The sequence below is a fragment of the Flavobacterium sp. ACAM 123 genome (assembly GCF_000264055.1).
GTDB lineage: Bacteria > Bacteroidota > Bacteroidia > Flavobacteriales > Flavobacteriaceae > Flavobacterium.
In genome coordinates this window covers 1-19568 of sequence record NZ_AJXL01000066.1, presented here as the reverse complement: position 1 = coordinate 19568, position 19568 = coordinate 1, and the positions used below count along the sequence as shown (strand labels likewise).

The 19568-nt window shown below is 33.3% G+C and carries 18 protein-coding genes and 2 pseudogenes; 10 read left to right on the top strand and 10 right to left on the bottom strand.

Going from position 1 to position 19568, the window contains the following annotated elements; translation table 11 throughout:
* Positions 1 to 4 precede the first annotated feature (4 nt).
* The 4 genes and pseudogenes from can to A3SG_RS0112225 form a co-directional block, all read right to left on the bottom strand.
* Entirely contained in the window at positions 5 to 640 is a 636-nt protein-coding gene (can, locus tag A3SG_RS0112240; RefSeq protein ID WP_016990313.1) for a carbonate dehydratase, read from the bottom strand.
* 99 nt (positions 641 to 739) lie between these two features.
* Positions 740 to 2396, bottom strand: a pseudogene (locus A3SG_RS19795) (SulP family inorganic anion transporter).
* A gap of 80 nt (positions 2397 to 2476) precedes the next feature.
* A complete protein-coding gene (locus A3SG_RS0112230; protein WP_016990311.1) occupies positions 2477 to 2761 on the bottom strand; it encodes a hypothetical protein in 285 nt (94 codons plus the stop codon).
* A gap of 167 nt (positions 2762 to 2928) precedes the next feature.
* Complete coding sequence (locus tag A3SG_RS0112225; RefSeq protein ID WP_029596786.1) at positions 2929 to 3402, bottom strand: Dps family protein; 474 nt, start codon at positions 3400 to 3402, stop codon at positions 2929 to 2931.
* A 94-nt stretch (positions 3403 to 3496) separates the two neighbouring features.
* Here A3SG_RS0112225 and A3SG_RS0112220 point away from each other — a divergent pair, with 94 nt between their 5' ends.
* On the top strand, positions 3497 to 4438 hold the full coding sequence (locus tag A3SG_RS0112220) for a LysR substrate-binding domain-containing protein (RefSeq protein ID WP_016990309.1): 942 nt from the start codon (positions 3497 to 3499) through the stop codon (positions 4436 to 4438).
* 34 nt (positions 4439 to 4472) lie between these two features.
* On the opposite strand, the gene A3SG_RS0112215 is transcribed toward A3SG_RS0112220, so the two are convergent.
* The 3 genes from A3SG_RS0112215 to mnmD all read right to left on the bottom strand — a co-directional run bounded on the left by A3SG_RS0112215 (position 4473) and on the right by mnmD (position 5917).
* On the bottom strand, positions 4473 to 4667 hold the full coding sequence (locus tag A3SG_RS0112215) for a hypothetical protein (RefSeq protein WP_016990308.1): 195 nt from the start codon (positions 4665 to 4667) through the stop codon (positions 4473 to 4475).
* A 232-nt stretch (positions 4668 to 4899) separates the two neighbouring features.
* The gene (locus A3SG_RS0112210) at positions 4900 to 5097 is read right to left on the bottom strand and encodes a hypothetical protein (protein ID WP_016990307.1); all 198 of its coding nucleotides are present in this window, start codon (positions 5095 to 5097) and stop codon (positions 4900 to 4902) included.
* Positions 5098 to 5251: 154 nt separating this feature from the next.
* Complete coding sequence (mnmD, locus tag A3SG_RS0112205; RefSeq protein WP_029596785.1) at positions 5252 to 5917, bottom strand: tRNA (5-methylaminomethyl-2-thiouridine)(34)-methyltransferase MnmD; 666 nt, start codon at positions 5915 to 5917, stop codon at positions 5252 to 5254.
* 298 nt (positions 5918 to 6215) lie between these two features.
* On the opposite strand from mnmD, the gene A3SG_RS0112200 reads away from it, so the two are divergent.
* Positions 6216 to 7283, top strand: coding sequence for a branched-chain amino acid aminotransferase (locus tag A3SG_RS0112200; protein WP_016990305.1), 1068 nt, complete (start codon positions 6216 to 6218; stop codon positions 7281 to 7283).
* Between the two features lie 161 nt (positions 7284 to 7444).
* On the opposite strand, the gene A3SG_RS0112195 is transcribed toward A3SG_RS0112200, so the two are convergent.
* Positions 7445 to 7831, bottom strand: coding sequence for a nucleoside triphosphate pyrophosphohydrolase family protein (locus tag A3SG_RS0112195; RefSeq protein ID WP_016990304.1), 387 nt, complete (start codon positions 7829 to 7831; stop codon positions 7445 to 7447).
* Between the two features lie 81 nt (positions 7832 to 7912).
* On the opposite strand from A3SG_RS0112195, the gene A3SG_RS22380 reads away from it, so the two are divergent.
* The gene (locus A3SG_RS22380) at positions 7913 to 8101 is read left to right on the top strand and encodes a membrane protein (RefSeq protein WP_016990303.1); all 189 of its coding nucleotides are present in this window, start codon (positions 7913 to 7915) and stop codon (positions 8099 to 8101) included.
* 65 nt (positions 8102 to 8166) lie between these two features.
* Here the strand turns inward: A3SG_RS22380 and A3SG_RS19790 are convergent.
* Positions 8167 to 10203, bottom strand: a pseudogene (locus tag A3SG_RS19790) (dipeptidyl-peptidase 3 family protein).
* A 321-nt stretch (positions 10204 to 10524) separates the two neighbouring features.
* On the opposite strand from A3SG_RS19790, the gene A3SG_RS0112180 reads away from it, so the two are divergent.
* The 4 genes from A3SG_RS0112180 (at position 10525) to A3SG_RS0112165 (ending at position 13266) form a co-directional block, all read left to right on the top strand.
* Complete coding sequence (locus A3SG_RS0112180) at positions 10525 to 11718, top strand: SRPBCC family protein (RefSeq protein WP_016990298.1); 1194 nt, start codon at positions 10525 to 10527, stop codon at positions 11716 to 11718.
* A gap of 61 nt (positions 11719 to 11779) precedes the next feature.
* The gene (locus tag A3SG_RS0112175) at positions 11780 to 12322 is read left to right on the top strand and encodes an RNA polymerase sigma factor (RefSeq protein WP_029596784.1); all 543 of its coding nucleotides are present in this window, start codon (positions 11780 to 11782) and stop codon (positions 12320 to 12322) included.
* A 33-nt stretch (positions 12323 to 12355) separates the two neighbouring features.
* Positions 12356 to 12775, top strand: a complete 420-nt coding sequence (locus A3SG_RS0112170) for a hypothetical protein (RefSeq protein ID WP_016990296.1) — start codon at positions 12356 to 12358, stop codon at positions 12773 to 12775.
* A 38-nt stretch (positions 12776 to 12813) separates the two neighbouring features.
* A complete protein-coding gene (locus tag A3SG_RS0112165; RefSeq protein WP_016990295.1) occupies positions 12814 to 13266 on the top strand; it encodes a hypothetical protein in 453 nt (150 codons plus the stop codon).
* Positions 13267 to 13324: 58 nt separating this feature from the next.
* On the opposite strand, the gene A3SG_RS0112160 is transcribed toward A3SG_RS0112165, so the two are convergent.
* Positions 13325 to 14389, bottom strand: coding sequence for a WD40/YVTN/BNR-like repeat-containing protein (locus A3SG_RS0112160; RefSeq protein ID WP_016990294.1), 1065 nt, complete (start codon positions 14387 to 14389; stop codon positions 13325 to 13327).
* A 117-nt stretch (positions 14390 to 14506) separates the two neighbouring features.
* On the opposite strand from A3SG_RS0112160, the gene A3SG_RS0112155 reads away from it, so the two are divergent.
* The 3 genes from A3SG_RS0112155 to A3SG_RS0112145 all read left to right on the top strand — a co-directional run bounded on the left by A3SG_RS0112155 (position 14507) and on the right by A3SG_RS0112145 (position 19438).
* Positions 14507 to 15934 carry a hypothetical protein gene (locus A3SG_RS0112155; protein WP_016990293.1) on the top strand — a complete coding sequence of 476 codons (1428 nt, stop codon included), beginning with the start codon at positions 14507 to 14509 and terminating at the stop codon, positions 15932 to 15934.
* A gap of 124 nt (positions 15935 to 16058) precedes the next feature.
* Complete coding sequence (locus A3SG_RS0112150; RefSeq protein ID WP_016990292.1) at positions 16059 to 18020, top strand: KUP/HAK/KT family potassium transporter; 1962 nt, start codon at positions 16059 to 16061, stop codon at positions 18018 to 18020.
* Between the two features lie 140 nt (positions 18021 to 18160).
* Positions 18161 to 19438, top strand: a complete 1278-nt coding sequence (locus tag A3SG_RS0112145) for an RsmB/NOP family class I SAM-dependent RNA methyltransferase (protein WP_016990291.1) — start codon at positions 18161 to 18163, stop codon at positions 19436 to 19438.
* Positions 19439 to 19568: the final 130 nt, after the last annotated feature.

Sequence of the window (19568 nt, the reverse complement as noted above, 5' to 3'; positions counted from 1 at the left end):
TTTTTTATAATTTTAATTGGTAAACTTCATCCAATTCTTTGTTTGAACTGATATTGACTTTTAAATCAGTCACAAAACCGGAATTTAATCCGTAAACCCAACCGTGGATACTTAAATCTTGGCCATTTTTCCAAGCTGCCTGTACAATTGACGTTTTAGATAAATCATAAACCTGCTCTTTAGCATTAATTTCTACAAAAGCGTTGAAACGTTCCGTTTCATCTTCGATAGAATCTAGATAGGAGTTATGGAGACGGTAAACATCTTTAATATGACGAATCCAGTTGTCTATAATTCCTATAGATTGATTACCCATAGCCGCTTTAACTCCTCCACAACCATAATGGCCGCAAACAATCACATGTTTTACTTTTAACACATTAACAGCATAATCTAATACACTAAGCATATTCATATCTGAATGGACCACCATATTGGCGATGTTTCTATGGACAAATACCTCTCCTGGCTTTGCGCCAATGATTTCATTGGCAGGAACACGACTGTCCGAACAACCAATCCATAATAATGGTGGTGTTTGACCTTTGGCTAAATCTTCAAAAAAATTTGGATCTGTAGCTAATGCTTGCTCCACCCACTTTTTATTATTCTCTAATATCTTTTTATAAAAATCGCTCATTTTCTTATGTTTTTTAAATTATTAAATCAGTTGAAAACGGTAGATCGTTGCCAGTAAAACACTTTAAAAATGTGATTAACAATATCCTACTCGTTTTATTTACTCTTTGAAACCTTCTTTAACCACTTCTTTTTTCACCATCACTCGTTTGGCAGAATCATAATAATGCTCAAATGAAACATGATTAGCAATATCTGGACTATTGTCTATATAATACGCTTTTTTAAAACCTTTAAGCTTTACCTTAATATTTTCATCTACCGCTCTAGTCTCTTTAAACTCTCTAATTAAATCTAAAATATCATGCGCAATATAAACCGTATCCTCTGCACTTATTACTACTTTAGAATTCTCTGGAACATCGTTTAAAGTACTTTTAATTGCCGCCTTATTCAAAAACGAAACCTCTTGTGCTAAATTAATATGGATAATATCACCATCAACATACTCTTCCTTCTTAAAACTATAAGCTCTTTTTAAATTCCCCTTCAGTATGAAAATAATACTAATTACAATCCCTAAAAGTACTCCTTTAAGCAAGTCTGTTGTAACCACCGCTACTAAAGTCGCGATAAAAGGAATAAATTGATATTTTCCTTTTTCCCAAAAATGTTTAAAGGTGGCCGGTTTCGCTAATTTATAACCTACTAAGATTAATATTGTTGCTAATGTTGCTAATGGAATCTTGTTTAAAATAACAGGTACTGCCAGCACACTGATTAATAGGAGTACACCATGGATAATCGCTGACATCTTTGATTTAGCACCAGCATTATTATTTGCTGAAGACCTTACCACAACAGAAGTCATGGGTAAACCACCAATAAGCGAACTTAAAATATTACCTAATCCTTGTGCTTTAAGCTCCACATTAGTGTCAGTATATCTTTTACGTACATCCATCCTATCAGCAGCTTCGATACATAGTAGCGTCTCAATAGAGGCAACTATCGCAATAGTCAATCCTACAATCCATACTTTAGGGTTTAAAAAGCCTGAGAAATTCGGAGTAATAACAATCGATTTTAACTCATCAAAAGAAGTAGGTACTGGTAACGTAACGAGGTGTGTATTTGAAATTGCCAAAGAACTACCAGATAAGATGAAAAATTCGTTTAGTAAAATTCCTGAGACCACTGCTATTAATGCACCTGGAATTAATTTTAATCTCTTTAAAAAAGCAACTTTATCCCAAGCAATTAATATCACTAATGATACCACGGTTATCACTACTGACCCCAATTGAATATGATTAAAAACTTCTAATAATGAAGAGAATGAATTACTACCATCACTTTCAATAAAAGATTGATCCCCTTCAAAATCAGCATCATAACCAAACGCATGTGGAATCTGTTTCAGAATAATGATAATACCAATACCGGCAAGCATTCCTTCAATTACATTGGTAGGGAAATAATTTGAAATGCTGCCCGCTTTTAAAAAACCCAAAGCTAGCTGAAGTAATCCAGCGATAAAAACAGCGGTTAAAAAAATATCAAAAGCCCCAAAATCAGTAATAGCAGTTAAGATGATAGCGGTAAGGCCCGCTGCCGGTCCTGAAACACTGATATGAGACGTACTCAAGAAGCCAACCACGATTCCTCCTATAACTCCGGAAATAATTCCTGACATCAATGGAGCACCTGATGCCATTGCAATTCCTAAACATAATGGTAGCGCTACCAAAAAAACTACTAAACCAGATGCAAAATCCGATTTAAGGTTGGCAAAAAGAATTTATTTTTTTTGTCATAATACTAAATAATTTGTGCGTAATTTCTATTACATGTTTAAATGCAACAGTGATTGTTTTTTAAAATATAATCAGAAGTATCATGCCATATCGGGCGGAGGGGAAAATATAGGGGTGGAAATCTTATCGTGTTTGGATAGGTTTTCAGAAAGGATCAAACTTGATTTGTTGTGTTTTCCTACTAAGAAGCCAAATTCAATTTCAGCATGATAGACAAAATTTTTAACCTCTTTTTGAGTATGTTCTTCTTCAGATAAAGTAAAGAAAACAGAGGTATCGCATGACTTCTCAATCATCGTCACTATGGCGGGCGTTGATAGAAAAGCTATAAATAAGAATAAAAATATGTGAGCTATAAATTTCATTAATGCTAACTATAAATTTGCTTAATGTAAAAGTATAATTTAACTGAGGAAATAGCTACTGTTGAAAAAAAGATTTGTAAAAATTTAACAATTAAAATAAAAAACGACAAAATAGTAATCGCTTACTATTTTGGCTTCTTAGTTATTATATGTAATCTGGGATTCTGTTATTCTTCTAACCAAGCTTGCATCATCCAGATTGTTTTTTCTTGCTCTGCAATAAAGTCACTCATCATTGCATTCGAACCTTCATCGTTAACTGCCGCCGATTTATTTAAAATTTCTCTTTCTAACATTAACAGATGTGATAATGAATCAACAATCAGTTGAACCGCTTTTTCATCATTTGAAATATTTTTACCTACAACAATATTGTTATGCTTAATATAATCCTCAAAGGTATGCAGTGGCGTACCACCTAGAGTTAAAACGCGTTCTGCAATCATATCAACCTTTAGCTGTGAATCGTTGTACAGTTCTTCGAATTTTACGTGCAAATCAAAAAAACGTTTTCCTCGGATATTCCAATGAATTCCTCTTAAGTTCTGATAATAAACTTGATAATTAGATAATAATGAATTTAGTTCATTTACTATCGCTTCTGTTTCTTTTACTGGTAGACCTAAAATATTTGTTTTCATAGTATTAGTTTTTACGAAGTTAAGAAGAAAAGAACGAAATACATTATAAATTAAATTGATTGTTTTTATATTTGCATTGCAAAATACTATTAAAATGACAATCACTCAATTAAAATACGTCCTGGCTGTTGCTGAACATAAAAATTTCACATTGGCTGCAGAAAAATGTTTTGTTACGCAGCCGACATTAAGTATGCAAATTCAAAAAATTGAAGAGGAGCTGAGCATATTGATCTTTGATCGCTCTAAAAAACCGATTCAATTGACAGATATAGGCCAAAAAATCGTGAACCAAGCCAAAAATATTGTCAATGAAGCCGGTCGGATTCAAGACATTGTAGAGCAGCAAAAAGGATTTGTAGGAGGTGAATTCAGGTTGGGTATAATTCCAACAATCATGCCTACTCTTCTTCCTATGTTTTTAAATAATTTTATAAAAAAATACCCAAAAGTTAAACTGATAATTGAAGAGTTAAATACAGAGGAAATTATTATAAAGCTCAATAACGGTCATCTGGATGCAGCAATTGCTGCTACCCCTTTAATGGAAGAGAAAATCAAGGAAATAGTTTTATATTTTGAACCTTTTGTAGCCTACATTCCTGAAAGCCACCAGCAATTTAAAAAAGAAGAGATTACAATATCTGATTTAAATCTGGATGAGATTCTTTTACTTCAAGACGGACACTGCTTCAGAGACGGAGTATTGAATTTATGCAAAAATAATCCTAAAAATGATTTCAGCCATTTTCAAATAGAAAGCGGAAGTTTTGAAACTTTAATAAAACTTGCCGATGAAGGATTAGGCACAACCTTACTTCCCTTCTTGCACACCTTAGACTTAAAAGAAGCCGACAAAAAAAAGATACGCCATTTCGTAGAACCCAAGCCAGCTCGAGAAGTAAGCTTAATTTTTCCAAAAAGTGAATTGAAAATACATATAATTGACGCATTACGCACTACGATCGCTGGCGTGATAAAAGGAGCTATTGTTTTTCAAAACGTGCAAATTGTGAGCCCAATCAAAAGCAAATAAAAAGGGACGCTCAATAGTATTTCTTTTTTATCTTTTATTTAATCAATGAAAGACATCCTCGTAATTCTGGTTTTTCATTGGTAAAGTATAAAAGCCATTTCTTTAAATGGTCAATTTCGTAGGGCAATAAAATTCTAATGGCTTTTTTAAGCTCTTTCACAAAGAGCTTAATGTCAAAACTTACTCTTTCGAATACCTCCTTTGTATAACCATAAATCATTCTAGACATAAACAATAGGTTTTAAAATTTATTTTATCAAACATACCGTAAATCTATTGATTGCTAACATTAGCTTTGACCTAAAAACGGATTAAACGCAATAAAAACCCTTTACAAACATATTTTAGTACTTAATTTGTTAAAAATCTTACAGGAATAAACTTTAACATAAAAATATCTAAAGTAAACACTATCGATTATAAAGTAAAAAAAAGAAACTTTAGTCGGTCTTTTTTATTATTTACGGCTCTACTATCAGTAAACATTGTCGTAATTCTGGTTTTTCGATTATAAAATTAAACAACCATTCTCGTAATTGTTCCATTTCATAAGGCAATAAAGTTTTGATTGCTTTTTCCAATTCTTTGCAAAAAAGTATCGGATCGAAACTCACTCTTTCTAATATTGATTTTGTGTAATCAAACATGATTTTAGACATAACAATTTAAGTATTTATGGTTAAATTATGGTTTTTAACATGTAGTAAAAATACATTTTTTAAAGTTACCACCTGTAAATTTAACGTCTAATTTTCATTATTATTTCGTCCTACTAGCCTATTTTTTTTTAAAATAATTAGAGTTAATCGCTGTTTACTCGGTTTTTCTTGCTCGAAACATTTCTCTTTTTCCTGGTGGACCTTCGAGTTTCTCTACTTTAAATCCCACCTCAATCATACTCCTTTTCACTACACCACGTGCCGCATAAGTTACCAGCACTCCATTGTTTTTAAGGGCATCAAACATTTTTTTAAATATGGCGGTACTCCACAGTTCTGGTTGAACACGATAGCCAAAAGCATCAAAATAAATTAGATCAAATCGATTTAAATCATCAATTTCTTCAAACAACTGCTTCCTTTTAGTTAATGAAAAAACATCACCAAAAAAAGTTTTTTCCTCCCAGTTGCATTGATGCATCTTTTCGAAAATATCTTTTTCATCAGTAGCCTTCAATTCTTCAACATAATTCATAGAAATCAATTCATCCGCCGATATAGGATAAGCTTCCACTCCTACATAATCGATGGATTGATTCATTTTATTTCCTTCTAAAAAAGTAATAAAGGCATTCAGACCAGTACCAAAACCAATTTCCAAAATTGAAATTGGTTTGTTTTGAAATAAAGACAATCCGTTTTTTATATAAACATGTTGTGCTTCCTGTATTGCGCCATGTTTAGAGTGATAGCATTCATCCCATTCCTTAATTTGTATGGTCGTAGAGCCGTCAAGTGTCTGTATGATTTCTCTTTTCAAAATAATATTTTTAAAGGGATTATTAGTTATGTACTTTTTGTACTTTATCAAATTTAATAAAATATAATATAGTTCCTACTCCAAACCCGCTTTATTATATATTTCATCAAAAAAGTAAAGCTTTCATTCATTTTAACAACTGTAAATTAATCACAATTAAAAGCTATAATTAATATCATTTTGACAAGAGTTTCAATGATTTTTATTTATTTTTACATGGATTAAATTTTATATACTTAAAAGGACTTTTAAGCGTTTGCGCACATTATTTCCTACTTAAAAAAAACAACAAAATATTATGAGCACAACTCACACTAACAAAATCGATATCATAAAGGCAACGATTTCAAAAATTAATGAAGTAGATTTTGAAAACTTAAGCTTTGGTTCGGTGTTCACCGATCATTTACTTGAATGTGATTTTAAAGATGGAGAATGGCAAAAGCCAGTTATAAAGCCCTATGCCCCATTTTTATTAGACCCCTCAGCTAGAGTTTTTCATTATGGGCAAGCCATCTTCGAAGGAATGAAAGCTTATAAAGACGAAAGTGATGACGTTTGGCTTTTTAGACCTGATGAGAACTACAAACGTTTCAATAAATCAGCAGTAAGAATGGCGATGCCAGAAGTTCCTGAAGCTGTTTTTATGGATGGTCTAAACGAATTACTTCAGTTAGATGAAGCTTGGATAAAAAAAGGGAAAGGGAATACATTGTACATTAGACCATTTATGGTAGCAACTGGTAAGGGAGTTATTGCAAGCCCATCTGATGAATACAAGTTTATGGTTCTTTTATCTCCTGCAAAATCGTATTATTCTGGAGAAGTGAAAGTCTTGATTGCAGAGCATTTCAGTAGAGCTGCAAATGGCGGAATTGGAGCGGCGAAAGCTGCCGGTAATTACGCTGCACAATTTTACCCAACGAACTTAGCAAATGAAGCAGGTTTTCAACAGGTGATATGGACTGATGATGCTACACACACAAAACTAGAAGAAGCAGGTACAATGAATGTGTTTTTCAGGATAAAGGACACTTTATTCACAGCTCCTGTAAGTGAGAGAATCCTTGATGGTATTACCAGAAAGAGTCTTATTGATATGGCAAAGAAAGAGGGTATTACTATTGAAGTGCGTCCTGTTTTAGTTTCAGAACTAGTTGAAGCATCTAAGGATGGTACGCTAAAGGAAATATTCGGTGCAGGTACTGCAGCTGTAGTTAATCCGATCATCGGTTTCTCTTACCAAGATGTTTATTATGAATTACCAAAAATCGAAAATTCATATGCAGTGCAACTAAAAGATAAATTAACAAATGTACAGCACAAACTAGCTGAAGATACATTTGGCTGGACTGTAAAAGTATAGCCTTAAGTGCTTACTAGTTATCGGGTTCCTCCTTAAATAAAAAAAGCGATTTCCAGATTGGAAATCGCTTTCTTTATGGTTTCCTTTTTTTCAGTGTATCGAAACAGACTTTATCTGGAACGCAAAAGCAAGTCCTTCTAAAAACCTAAACAGCACTTTTATTATTCTGTCAGTATTTTAGAAAAATCAGGTTTGAAATAATTAGGCCCTTTCATAACTTTACCGTCCTCGCGGTATATAGGATTCCCTGACTCGTCTAATTTGCTCATATTGCTGCGTTGAATTTCATCAAAAACCGCTTCTATTTTATGCTGTAATCCATGCTCTATAATAGTACCACAAAGAATGTACATCATATCACCTAAGGCATCGGCTATTTCAATTAAGTCATTATTTTGAACCGCCTCCAGGTATTCTTCATTTTCTTCTTTCATCAAATGATATCGCAACGTGCTCTTACTGTCCCCTAAATTAGCAATTGGAATTTCACTATGCCCTATTTTAAATGCCTTATGAAATTCTTTAACTGAATTGATTTGCTTTTGCATAATTTTATTTGATTAAATGAGACCACAAATTAGCAACAATTCCTAAACAATTGATTAAATTTGCTCAAAATAATTAAAACTATGTTTAGTCAAGGACAATTAATATTTGGAGGCTTTTTTCTTGTTGCTTTTGTTATTGCGATAATTTTTTCTTACCGAAAAGATATAAAAATTCACAAAGAATTTTACAAAGGTAATTATAAGATATTACTTGGTTTCCTCATTTTTATTGGGATTCTATTTGTGATAAAAGTATTTTTTAAACGTTAAGTTTACCATTTAATCTAAAAAAATAGCCCGCTTTTCTAGAGGGCATCTTTTTTATTCCTTTATTTCTAATTTTCCAGCGGTAAAAAGCTAAAGTCTTTTGAATATTCTAACATCTGTTCTGCAAAAGTTTTTGGCTGTTTTATATTAATAGATATTATCTTTCCTTTGGAGTCTAAATTAGGAACCACAACTGGGTTTACAAAACCGCTGTAAGGAGCAAAAGGAAATTTTTTATTGCGATCTAATACTTTCACATGTAGTTTTTGATCTACTTTTACACCGTAATTTTCGATCAAGGCCTCACCTGAATTATAATCTCCTTCCGACTTTATGCGCTGTACTTCACGTAACAATTGTCCGACCAAAACATGAAGCTTCTCCTAATTAGTAATATTGAAATATGTTTTTCCATCACGACTAATTTTCTCAATTACATTCTCTTTTTTTCCTTTTTCAAATGCCCAAGCACTAACCCATTGGCGATTTCTCCTATGAGACTCTTCAATATCTGCTTCTAGCTCTAAACGAACTAATTGAGTCATTAGACCATTTCTAATATAACTGTCGTAAGACTCCATTCCAGTTTTTTTCCAATCGTCGACTAAACCTAACTCTTGAATTTTAGAATCGTATAAATAAAATAATCCAACTAAGTCAGCTCGTCCTTCTTCGAGAGTTGAAGCATAACTTTTTAATGTTTCTCTGGGAGTCCTTACACCAGGATTCATTTGTCCTGAAGCATGCCCTACCACTTCGTGCAAAGCGGTATGCAATTTATCTCCTATTTCTCCATATTTTTCAGCTAAAGCAATTTTCTCTTTGTCATTCGCAAATTCGCCTAACTTTCCTTTTCCGCCAGCTTTAGAATACGCATCGATAATATTTCCTAAAGAAACTGATTTAGAACCATGCTCCGCACGGATCCAGTCTGCATTAGGAAGATTTACCCCAATAGACGTACTTGGTGACGTATCTCCGGCTTCTCCTGCCACGATTACTGTTTTATAGGAAACACCGACTACGTTTTTCTTTTTATGTTGTTTCAGTAAAGGGGATTGATCTTCAAATCATTGTGCATTTTTAGAAACCTTTTCCATCTTTTTAGACATATCAAAATCCTTGTTTTGTACAATCCCTTCGAAAGAACCTCTGTATCCCAGAGGGTCATTATACACTTCAATGAATCCATTGATATAATCTATATTCCCCTCTGTAGCGGACAACCAGGCGATATTATAATCGTCCCAAGTTTCTAAACTTTCCGTTTTGTAATATTTGATCAACAGTCCTAAAGACTTTGCTTGCTTTTCATTTTCGGCTAAATTTTTTCCTTTTTTCAACCAAAAAATAATTTTTTCGATTGCATCACTGTATATCCCACCACGCTTCCAAACTTTTTCTTCCAACTCTCCTTTTAAGTTGCGAACTAATTTCGAGTTTAATCCGTGAGAATACGGCTTAGTGGGATATGGACTCCTTTTTGTAGCATAAAAATCTTCCGCTTCTTTTACCGAGATTCCTTCATCATAAAAATTGATAGCCGAACCTTCCAACAGTCCTTTTGATTCATCGAGATTCACTTTTTTGGAATCTGCATCATTGAAAATAACGGCAATAATACCAGTTGCCAATTCTGTATTTGTAGCTTTCATGACAACCTCAAAATAATTCTTTGAAAAATCCGGTTTAATTTTTTCACTTGAGTAATGATGATGAACTCCATTTGAAAACCAAACTCTTTTTAAATAAATTTCAAAATTTTTCCAATTCGCAGTTGTTTTATCGCCACTATAATTTTGATAAATATGCTCTAATGCCGTTCTTATCTTTAGATTATACTTATAATTTTGATCCCACATGATGTCACGACCCGAAGTTCCAGCCTACGTAAGGTAATAAACTAATTTCTGTTCTTTTAGTGTAAGGTCCTCCCATCCCGGAATTTGATAGCGCAACATTTTAATATCAGAAAATTACCCCACAAGATAATCAAAAGGCTCACTCTGTGCCGCTTTTACAGCTATTGACTCTACTGTTTGTGCATCACAAACAAAAGAAACTGCTAAAGCCATAGAAATCCAAACGGTTTTAAATAATTTCATTATTAATGATTTTTAAAAGTTTAGTAAATTATAATTTCACAAATACACATAACCTATAAATGAATCATAAAAAACAATACTAATAATGCTTCAAACATGAAACGAGGACCAACTTATTTTAGTAACTATTTTCATTACTTTATTTATTAGCCGTAGTACAACATTTAGAACCATTCAAAAATAATTATGGTATTAGGATGAAGAAATAATTTCAGAAAAAACATGCTTAGCTAAGAAAGTAGTTTTTACATAATTCTTTTATGATTCGTCTTACTTATTAATAAAAATTTTAACTTTACCACTGAAACTAATCAACCGATTATGCGCATATTAAAATATATTTTTCTTTTACTATTGCTTAGTGTAGTGGCCTTGTCCATTTTTATTGCCACTCAAAAAAGTGATTTCACTATCGAAAGAAGCAAAATTATCAACTCTCCAAAATCAGCTGTGTTTAACTACGTGAACGATTATAGAAACTGGGGCGACTTTGGTTCTTGGACTATGGAAGATCCAGAGATCAAGATACTATATCCAGAGCTAACTGTTGGTAAAGGCGCTTCCTATTCCTGGGAAGGTAGTGATGATTCGGGCGAGATTCGTACTCTTTTTGTTAAAGAAAATGATAGTATCGCCCAAAAAATAAATTATAACGGAACATCTTCCTCCGTTTCCTGGAGTTTTAAAGATACCATCGGCGGAACTAAAGTTACATGGCAGTCAAAAGGAAATATGAGTTTTCTTTTTAAAGTTTACACCGTATTGAACGGTGGAGTTGAAGAAGTTATTGGAAAAATATACGAAAAAAGTTTAGCGAATTTAGATCAGGTACTTGATTATGAAATCAATACCTTTTCTACAAAAGTAAACGGACTCGTAAAAAAACCACAAAGCTTTTATTTAGCACAAACCTTTACAAGTGAATTGTCAAAAATTAATAAAAACACTAAAATAGTTATTCCAACTATCATAACCTTTTGCGAGAAAAATGATATTGCAATAGATGGAAAACCATTTGTAATCTATCATACCTATGATGTAGCAAAAGGATTAGCAAAAATTTCAATATGTGTTCCAATAAAGAAAGAAATATTTATTAGTCCCGGAAGCGATATCGTCTCTGGAAAACTAGAAGCATCTGAAGGGGTAAAAACAACTGTAACGGGAGACTATTCGCACCTCAAAAAAGGATACGACAAGACGCTTGAGTTTCTTACTAAAAACCAACTAACACCAGACCCACTAATTTCACATATCGAGATTTATTCGACTGACAAAACTGAGGTGAAAAATTCCTCTAAATGGATTACTGAAATTTACATTCCTGTACTATCTAAAATCATACCTGTCAAAGCCGATATTCCAGCTGCTGCCAAAATACCTGCAATCACAACAGATGCAACAACTACAAATGCAATTGAACCGGCAAAAATTAAGAAACCAGTCGTAAAGGCCATTGAAACAAAAAAAATACCCACAAATAAAACTGCGGAAGAAGAACCATCAGAGTTCTAATTTTTTAGTTTGAGATTAAACCTAAATAATAAATTCCAATCTAACTCAATAAAATATCACTTTGCAAGAAGAAGAGGAATTTATACAACAGTTATTGGACCCCAAAACGCAAAACGAGGCGTTCCAACAGCTCCTGTTGGCCTATCAAAAACCACTGTACAATCACATTCGGAATATCGTTTTAAATCATGATGACACAGATGATGTCTTGCAAAATACATTTATTAAAGTCTTTCAAAATTTAAAAAATTTCAAAGGGCAAAGCAAACTGTTTTCTTGGATGTACCGTATTGCCGCAAATGAAGCTCTTAGTTTTTTAAACCAAAAAGCTAAAAAAGGAGGAGTCTCATCTGAAACATTACAAAATAAAACTATTGATAATCTCAAATCAGATAGCTATTTTGACGGAAATGAAATCCAGATAAAATTACAAAAAGCGATTGTTACCCTTCCAGAAAAACAGCAGCTGGTTTTTAAAATGAAATATTTTGAAGAGTTGAAATACGAACAAATATCAGAAATATTAGGCACATCGGTGGGTGCATTAAAAGCTTCCTATCATCATGCCGTAAAAAAAATAGAAGCCTTCGTAATGAACAATTAAACCTTTTGACTATAACTAAGTCTTACACCTATTATGAAAGCATTTAAATTAGAAAACGAACCAAAAATTGAATCTGGATTTAAAACTCCAGACCATTACTTTGAAAACTTTTCAGAAAAGTTGATGCATCAATTGCCTGAAAAAGAACCAAAAGTAATTTCTCTATTTCAAAAAAACAAAAAATTTTTCTTGCTTGTCGCCGCTGTTTTAATTTTAGTATTGCTTATTCCTATATTTTACGTCAGTACAATTGCCACAAGTAGCAATGAAATCGACAGCACGACTTTAGAAAATTATTTGAGTTACCAATCCAGTGTAAATCAATATGATCTTATTGACGGTTTAGAACCTGATGAAATTAGTAATATCAAAGCACCGGTTGCTCTAGAAGACGCAACTATTGAAGATCTATTAGTGGTTAACGCAAATTTAGAAAATCTTATAATTGAATAAACCTTGGAAAAAAGTTTACTAAAAAATTAAGAAAAAAAATGAACATCAAAAAAATTACCTCATTACTTTTGTTATTGACTTCCTTTAGTTTTTACGCACAGGATAATAGAATGAAAGATAAAAAAGAACAAATTAAAGTCCTAAAAGTGGCATTTTTGACAACGGAATTAGACTTAACAACGCGTCAAGCTGAAAAATTTTGGCCGATCTATAATACCTTTGATGACAAGCAATTTGAGATAAGACATCAAAAAATGAGAGCATTTAAAAATCGTATGAATGACAGTGCCTTAGACGATATGAGTGAAAACGAGGCAAACTACTTGCTTACAGAAATGGAAAGTGCAGATGAAGAGTTATTTTTACTACGAAAAAAATTTACTAAGAACCTGAAAGAAGTGCTCCCTGCCGTAAAAATTATAACACTTAGAAAATCTGAAGAAGGTTTCAATAGAAAATTATTACACCAGTATAGAGATTCTAAAAAATAATAAGGTCTAACAATGCAGCTACTTCCCTACTCCGTTTATTATAACGTAATGTAGCGTTTTATTTTAGAAAGTTAATTCGAATCATTTTATTTTTACCTGCAGCAATTGCAGTATGATTGTCCACGAACCGGATTGTAAAGAGGCTCGTATCAGTAGCCAATTGTTTCCAAGAATTTCCACTATCATAGGAATAATAGAGTCCGGATGCGCCTATGCTAACTAATGATTTCCCATCACTATTCGGGATATATTGTACACAAGAAGCATATCCAAACCCTTGATTTTCTGCCATGAGCTTCCAAGTTTTACCTCCATCATCAGTTCTGGCTTTGTTTCTGGAATTTTGATTCAGTGCTTCATAATCTCCCCCTGCAATAAATCCTCTTTTGGCATCATAAAAATCAGCAGTGAAAATTCCAGCCATGGCTTTTCCTTGTGCGATGGGCGTATCATATACTTCCCAAGTATTCCCCCTATCCGCAGAATAGAAAACTCTGGCTTTCTTCCCTCCAGAAACAATCCAAGTATTATTTCCCTTTATGACTATGTTCGTATTACTTGCAGCAAAAGCCGCTTCCCCGTCAGCAATTTTCGGCAACTTAGCTGACGGAATTTTAGTCCATGATTTTCCTCCGTCCCGTGTTGTAATAATCGAAAGACAATCATTTATAGGGTCACCCATTGCAATTCCTTCTTTTTTATTCCAAAACTTCATGCTGTCGTAAAAAACCTTTTCATCATTTTCCTCATACTCCAAAGTTGTTTTAAAATTGTGCTTAGCAACCTTATACAACAAAGCCGGGTTAGCCACGCTCAACAAAAAAATATTTGTTGCCGTTTGTGCAATACTTCTAAATTCCAACTGTAAAGTATCCTTAATGATTTTCCTTTCAAATTTTTTGTTTTTTTCTAAATCATAAAAGCCAAATCTTGAATTATTTGCTGCATACCAGATATGATTTCCATCGGCAGTGATCGCTCTAATACTGATATTGTCTTGAAACAGCGTGTCTATTCTAACTGTTTTAAAAATAATATTAGAACTACTTATATCTTTGTAAACTGCTGTTTTACAAGAATTTAAAAAAGAAAAACACAACGAAATTAAAAAAATATTTCTCATTTAAATCTTTTTATTTGAAGCTAATTTACAATTTAAAATAATAATACCAAACGCTCCTAAAATTAATTGGCACAGTAATTGAAACTCCTACTATTGTTAAACGTAAATACACATACTATGAAAACTAAACTATTATTATTAAGCCTGATAACCTCAGTTTTTATAGTGCAAGCGCAAGATAGAAACCGGGTAAGCGCGATGAACGATGAAATTAGCGATAATTTAGATTTGAGAGCTGTTGCTGATATTTTTGGCGATTCAAGAAATCTTCGGGAGTTTGAAAGACAACTAAACGATCCTGAACTACAAATATCAAATCTAGATCTAAACAACGATAACGAGGTAGATTACTTACGTGTTATAGAAACTGTAGATAATAGAACCCATGTAGTTATAATACAATCTGTACTTGATCGCGATGTTTACCAAGACGTTGCAACGATCGAAATAGAAAAAGACAGATTCAATAACGTTCATCTACAGGTTGTGGGTAACGAATATATGTATGGTCAAAATTATATTTACGAACCAATATATTATAGAAGGCCGCTAATTTACGCTTCATTTTGGTCCTATAATTACACACCGTATGTTTCAAACTGGTATTGGGATTATTACCCATCGTACTATTATACGTGGAATCCATTCCCTGTCTATAGATACAGAAACAATATCCAAGTTAGTCTGAATATAAACAATAATTACAATTATGTAAATTACAGAAGAAGTAATCAAGCGGTAGTACTTTACAATTCAAGACGTTCAAATGGGTACGAAAGACAATATCCCGATAATAATTTTTCGAGAAGAAATACTAATGTTTCAAATCGCTATGAATTAGAGCAAAGGAGAGGCAATAGAAATGAAGATAGATACTCTCGCAATAGAAACCAATCATCAAGAGTAAATACAACACAAAGAGGAGCAAATCAAGGAAATATTTCTCAAAACAGAAACCAATCATCAAGAGTAAATACAACGCAAAGAGGAGCAAATCAGGGAGATATTTCTCAAAACAGAAACCAATCATCAAGAGGAAACACAACACAAAGAACAGCAAATCAAGGAGATATTTCTCAAAATAGAAACCAATCATCAAGAGGAAATGATTCTCAAAATATAGGAAGCCAAAGAGACAATTCTCAAAATAGAAATACTCCTTCAAGACAAACTGCTTCAGAAAGAGCTGGAACACAAAGAGACTATGCCCAAAACAGATCAAACCCTTCAAGAGAAAATGCCCAACAAAGAACTGAAACGCAAAGAGACAATTCTCAGAATAGAAATAGTTCTTCTAGAGAATCTGCTCCACAAAGAACTGAATCGCAAAGAAGCAACTCTCAAGAAAGAGCTAATTCTTCTAGAGCAAGTGCACCACAAAGAACTGATTCGCAAAGAGACAATTCTCAAAACAGAGCTAACGCTTCTCGAGAAAGTGCTCCACAAAGAACTCAAACTCAAAGAGGAAATTCTAAAAAAAATGCTACACAACGAACCGAATCCAACAGAGATAATTCTACTAGAGGAAATAATAAAAGATCTTAAAAACAGTTAAATAAAATGGTTTTAAACACGGTGAATCAACCGTGTTTTTTTTATCCTTTTTCAGAAAAAACAAGCCTACTTTATTTAAAAAGAGTAAATTTGACGAGTTTTTTAAAAGTACTACATGAGCACATCGCATAAAAACCTACATTCAAAATTATCATTAGGCGGATTACTGATTACACTGGGAATAATATACGGCGATATTGGAACATCCCCTTTATATGTTATGAAGGCCATTCTTGGTGAAAGTGTAATTAATGCGGATGTCGTTTTAGGAGGAATTTCAGCTGTCTTTTGGACCCTTACCTTACAGACGACCATAAAATACGTCATCATAACGTTAAGTGCAGATAACCATGGTGAAGGAGGGATTTTTGCTTTGTATGCCTTGGTCAAGAAAATGAAAATTAAATGGCTAATCGTACCCGCAATTATTGGGGGGAGCGCATTGCTTGCAGACGGGATTATCACTCCTCCTATTTCGGTTTCATCGGCGGTGGAAGGAATTAGAACCTATTATCCACAAATAAACACTATCCCTATTGTTATAGGTATCTTATTCGTACTGTTTAGTATCCAACAATTTGGGACAAAATTAGTCGGGAAGTTTTTTGCTCCCATGATGCTTATTTGGTTTAGCATGCTTGGAATCCTTGGTTTAATACAAATCGCTAAACATCCTGAAGTTTTCAAGGCATTTAACCCCTACTACGCCTATCAATTATTATCGGTACATCCGGACGGATTTTTCGTATTGGGCTTTGTTTTTCTATGTACAACTGGTGCCGAAGCATTGTATTCGGACATGGGGCATTGCGGAAGAAAAAACATTCGAATCAGTTGGATCTTTGTAAAAACCACATTGGTCTTAAATTATTTTGGCCAAGCGGCCTATTTAATTCACCATGAAGGAGAAACTTTAACTACACTAGGAGGACCTAACGGCAATCCGTTCTATCTCATCATGGCGGACTGGTTTCAACCCATAGGTATCATTATCGCGACACTTGCTGCAGTTATCGCCTCTCAGGCACTTATTAGCGGCTCATTTACATTGATAAACGAAGCCATGCGATTAAATTTCTGGCCAAAAGTTAAAATAGAATACCCTACGGAGGTTAAAGGACAATTATATATTCCCTCCATAAACTGGTTGCTGTTTGTTGGGTGTGTTGGAATAGTTTTGCATTTTGAAGAATCGGGAAATATGGAACATGCCTATGGTCTTGCCATCATCTTATGCATGATAATGACTACTATTTTACTTAATTTCTATTTAATCATGAAAAGAGTGAAGTTGTATATCATCATCCCTATCATCGCCACTTACCTCTTGATTGAATTCAGTTTTCTAGTGGCAAATATTACGAAATTTGCCGAAGGCGGTTACGTAACGTTAATAATTGCAGTCATATTGATTTCGATTATGACGATCTGGTACATGGCTAAACAAATCAACAAGAGTTATACAAAAATCGTGAAAATTGAAGATTACAAAAAAGTATTGACAGAATTAGGTGCTGATCTTTCAATTCCAAAATACGCAACCCACTTAGTGTATATGACCAATGCGAATCGCGTGGACGAAATTGAAGAAAAAGTAATGTATTCGATATTGCAAAAACGACCAAAAAGGGCAGATATTTATTGGTTTGTTCACGTAAACATACTATCAGAACCGTATAAAACGGAATATAAAGTTACAGAAATAATTAAAGACGACTTGTATCGCGTCGATTTTAATTTAGGTTTTAGAGAACCTACAAAGATTAATTTGATGTTTAAAGAAGTCATTAAGGACATGGTAAAAAAAGGAGAGGTAGATATTACCAGCAGATATGAATCTTTAAGCAAAAACAATATAATAGGTGATTTCAAATTTGTCTTGTCTGAGAAGTTTCTTTCTAACGACAGTGACTTAAGGTGGCATGAAAAAATAATAATGAACTCTTACTTCTTTATCAAAAAACTAAGTTTGTCTGAAGAACGAGCTTTTGGCCTTGACAGTAGTTCTGTGAAAATAGAAAAATTCCCCATGGTACTTCACGCTCGTCAAAACATCGGTTTAACACGAGTTAAATAACCATACGATAATAAAATTTTCAAAAACACTGCTCTAATAGCAGTGTTTTTTTTTTATAATAAAAATATAAAACCAACATTCATTATTTAAAATTTAACTTTTGCTCAATTAATACTACCTTTGCACCTCAATTATTTAAAATGAGATTACACAGAAATTTAGTTTATACCACCATTGATTCCCTAAATGCAATATTTAACGAAGGGGAATATGCAGATAAAGTGGTTGCAAGAGCCTTAAAAAAAGACAAACGTTGGGGAAGCTCTGATAGAAAATTTGTTGCCGAAACCATCTACGAAGTAGTAAGGTGGAAAAGATTATATGCTGAAATTGCAGAAGTAAAAGAACCTTTCGATAGAGACAATCTCTGGAGAATGTTTGCTGTATGGGCAGTCTTAAGAGGGTATCCTATTCCAGATTGGCGCCAGTTAGAGGGAACTCCTGAAAGAAAAATAAAAGGACGCTTTGATGAATTATCAAAAGTAAGGGCTTTGAAAGAGTCTATACCAGATTGGATGGACGAACTAGGTGTAAAAGAATTAGGAGAAAAGGTATGGGCTACAGAAATCACAGCTCAAAACCAACCCGCAAAAGTAGTCCTTAGAGTAAACACACTTAAAACTACCAAAGAGGTTTTGAGAGCAATCCTAATGGATTTAAACATCGAAACAGATCCTTTAAAAAGTCAACCTGATGCTTTAGTATTAAAGGAAAGAGCCAATGTCTTTATGACAGACGCTTTCAAACAAGGTTTTTTTGAAGTTCAAGATGCCAATTCACAACTAGTTGCTGCTTTTCTTGATGTTAAGCCTGGAATGCGTGTAGTTGATACTTGTGCAGGCGCAGGTGGCAAAACATTGCATATGGCAGCTTTAATGGAAAACAAAGGGCTATTGATTGCTATGGATTTATACGAAAGTAAATTGAAGCAATTAAAAATAAGAGCCAAAAGAGATGGAGCATTTAATATAGAATACCGCATTATTGATTCTACAAAAATAATCAAAAAACTGCATCAGAAAGCAGATCGTGTTCTAATCGATGCTCCATGTAGTGGTTTAGGAGTTCTAAAAAGAAATCCTGACGCTAAGTGGAAATTGAAACCTGAGTTTATTGATAACATGCGTAAAATACAGGCTGAGGTCTTAGAAAGTTATTCTAAGATTGTAAAACCAGGAGGGAAATTAGTTTACGCTACTTGCTCTATCTTACCTTCTGAAAATCAAGAACAAATTGCTCATTTCCTGACTACCGATATTGGAAAGGAATTCAATTTTGTTAAAGACCAAAAAATTCTGGCTTCAGAATCCGGTTTTGACGGTTTCTATATGGCACTATTAGAAAGAAAAGAAGAAGTATTGAAACCTAAAGAACTAAAAACTATAAAAGAAACAGCAGAAGTAAAAGAAGAAAAATAAAAGTATAGAAAGTAGATTACAGACTCACATGTAGTCAAAAAAAAGCCTCGAAATAGTATTTACTACTTTCGTAGGCTTTTTTGTTATCAAAAATAAAACTAAATTTAATTTTACTTGTGTTCTGTTATTC

Excerpts from the sequence above, each read along its gene's own strand:
- can (WP_016990313.1), bottom strand. The coding sequence starts at position 640 with ATGAGCGATTTTTATAAAAAGATATTAGAGAATAATAAAAAGTGGGTG.
- A3SG_RS0112230 (WP_016990311.1), bottom strand. The coding sequence starts at position 2,761 with ATGAAATTTATAGCTCACATATTTTTATTCTTATTTATAGCTTTTCTA.
- A3SG_RS0112225 (WP_029596786.1), bottom strand. The coding sequence starts at position 3,402 with ATGAAAACAAATATTTTAGGTCTACCAGTAAAAGAAACAGAAGCGATA.
- A3SG_RS0112220 (WP_016990309.1), top strand. The coding sequence starts at position 3,497 with ATGACAATCACTCAATTAAAATACGTCCTGGCTGTTGCTGAACATAAA.
- A3SG_RS0112215 (WP_016990308.1), bottom strand. The coding sequence starts at position 4,667 with ATGTCTAGAATGATTTATGGTTATACAAAGGAGGTATTCGAAAGAGTA.
- A3SG_RS0112210 (WP_016990307.1), bottom strand. The coding sequence starts at position 5,097 with ATGTCTAAAATCATGTTTGATTACACAAAATCAATATTAGAAAGAGTG.
- A3SG_RS0112200 (WP_016990305.1), top strand. The coding sequence starts at position 6,216 with ATGAGCACAACTCACACTAACAAAATCGATATCATAAAGGCAACGATT.
- A3SG_RS0112195 (WP_016990304.1), bottom strand. The coding sequence starts at position 7,831 with ATGCAAAAGCAAATCAATTCAGTTAAAGAATTTCATAAGGCATTTAAA.
- A3SG_RS22380 (WP_016990303.1), top strand. The coding sequence starts at position 7,913 with ATGTTTAGTCAAGGACAATTAATATTTGGAGGCTTTTTTCTTGTTGCT.
- A3SG_RS0112180 (WP_016990298.1), top strand. The coding sequence starts at position 10,525 with ATGCGCATATTAAAATATATTTTTCTTTTACTATTGCTTAGTGTAGTG.
- A3SG_RS0112170 (WP_016990296.1), top strand. The coding sequence starts at position 12,356 with ATGAAAGCATTTAAATTAGAAAACGAACCAAAAATTGAATCTGGATTT.
- A3SG_RS0112165 (WP_016990295.1), top strand. The coding sequence starts at position 12,814 with ATGAACATCAAAAAAATTACCTCATTACTTTTGTTATTGACTTCCTTT.
- A3SG_RS0112160 (WP_016990294.1), bottom strand. The coding sequence starts at position 14,389 with ATGAGAAATATTTTTTTAATTTCGTTGTGTTTTTCTTTTTTAAATTCT.
- A3SG_RS0112155 (WP_016990293.1), top strand. The coding sequence starts at position 14,507 with ATGAAAACTAAACTATTATTATTAAGCCTGATAACCTCAGTTTTTATA.
- A3SG_RS0112150 (WP_016990292.1), top strand. The coding sequence starts at position 16,059 with ATGAGCACATCGCATAAAAACCTACATTCAAAATTATCATTAGGCGGA.
- A3SG_RS0112145 (WP_016990291.1), top strand. The coding sequence starts at position 18,161 with ATGAGATTACACAGAAATTTAGTTTATACCACCATTGATTCCCTAAAT.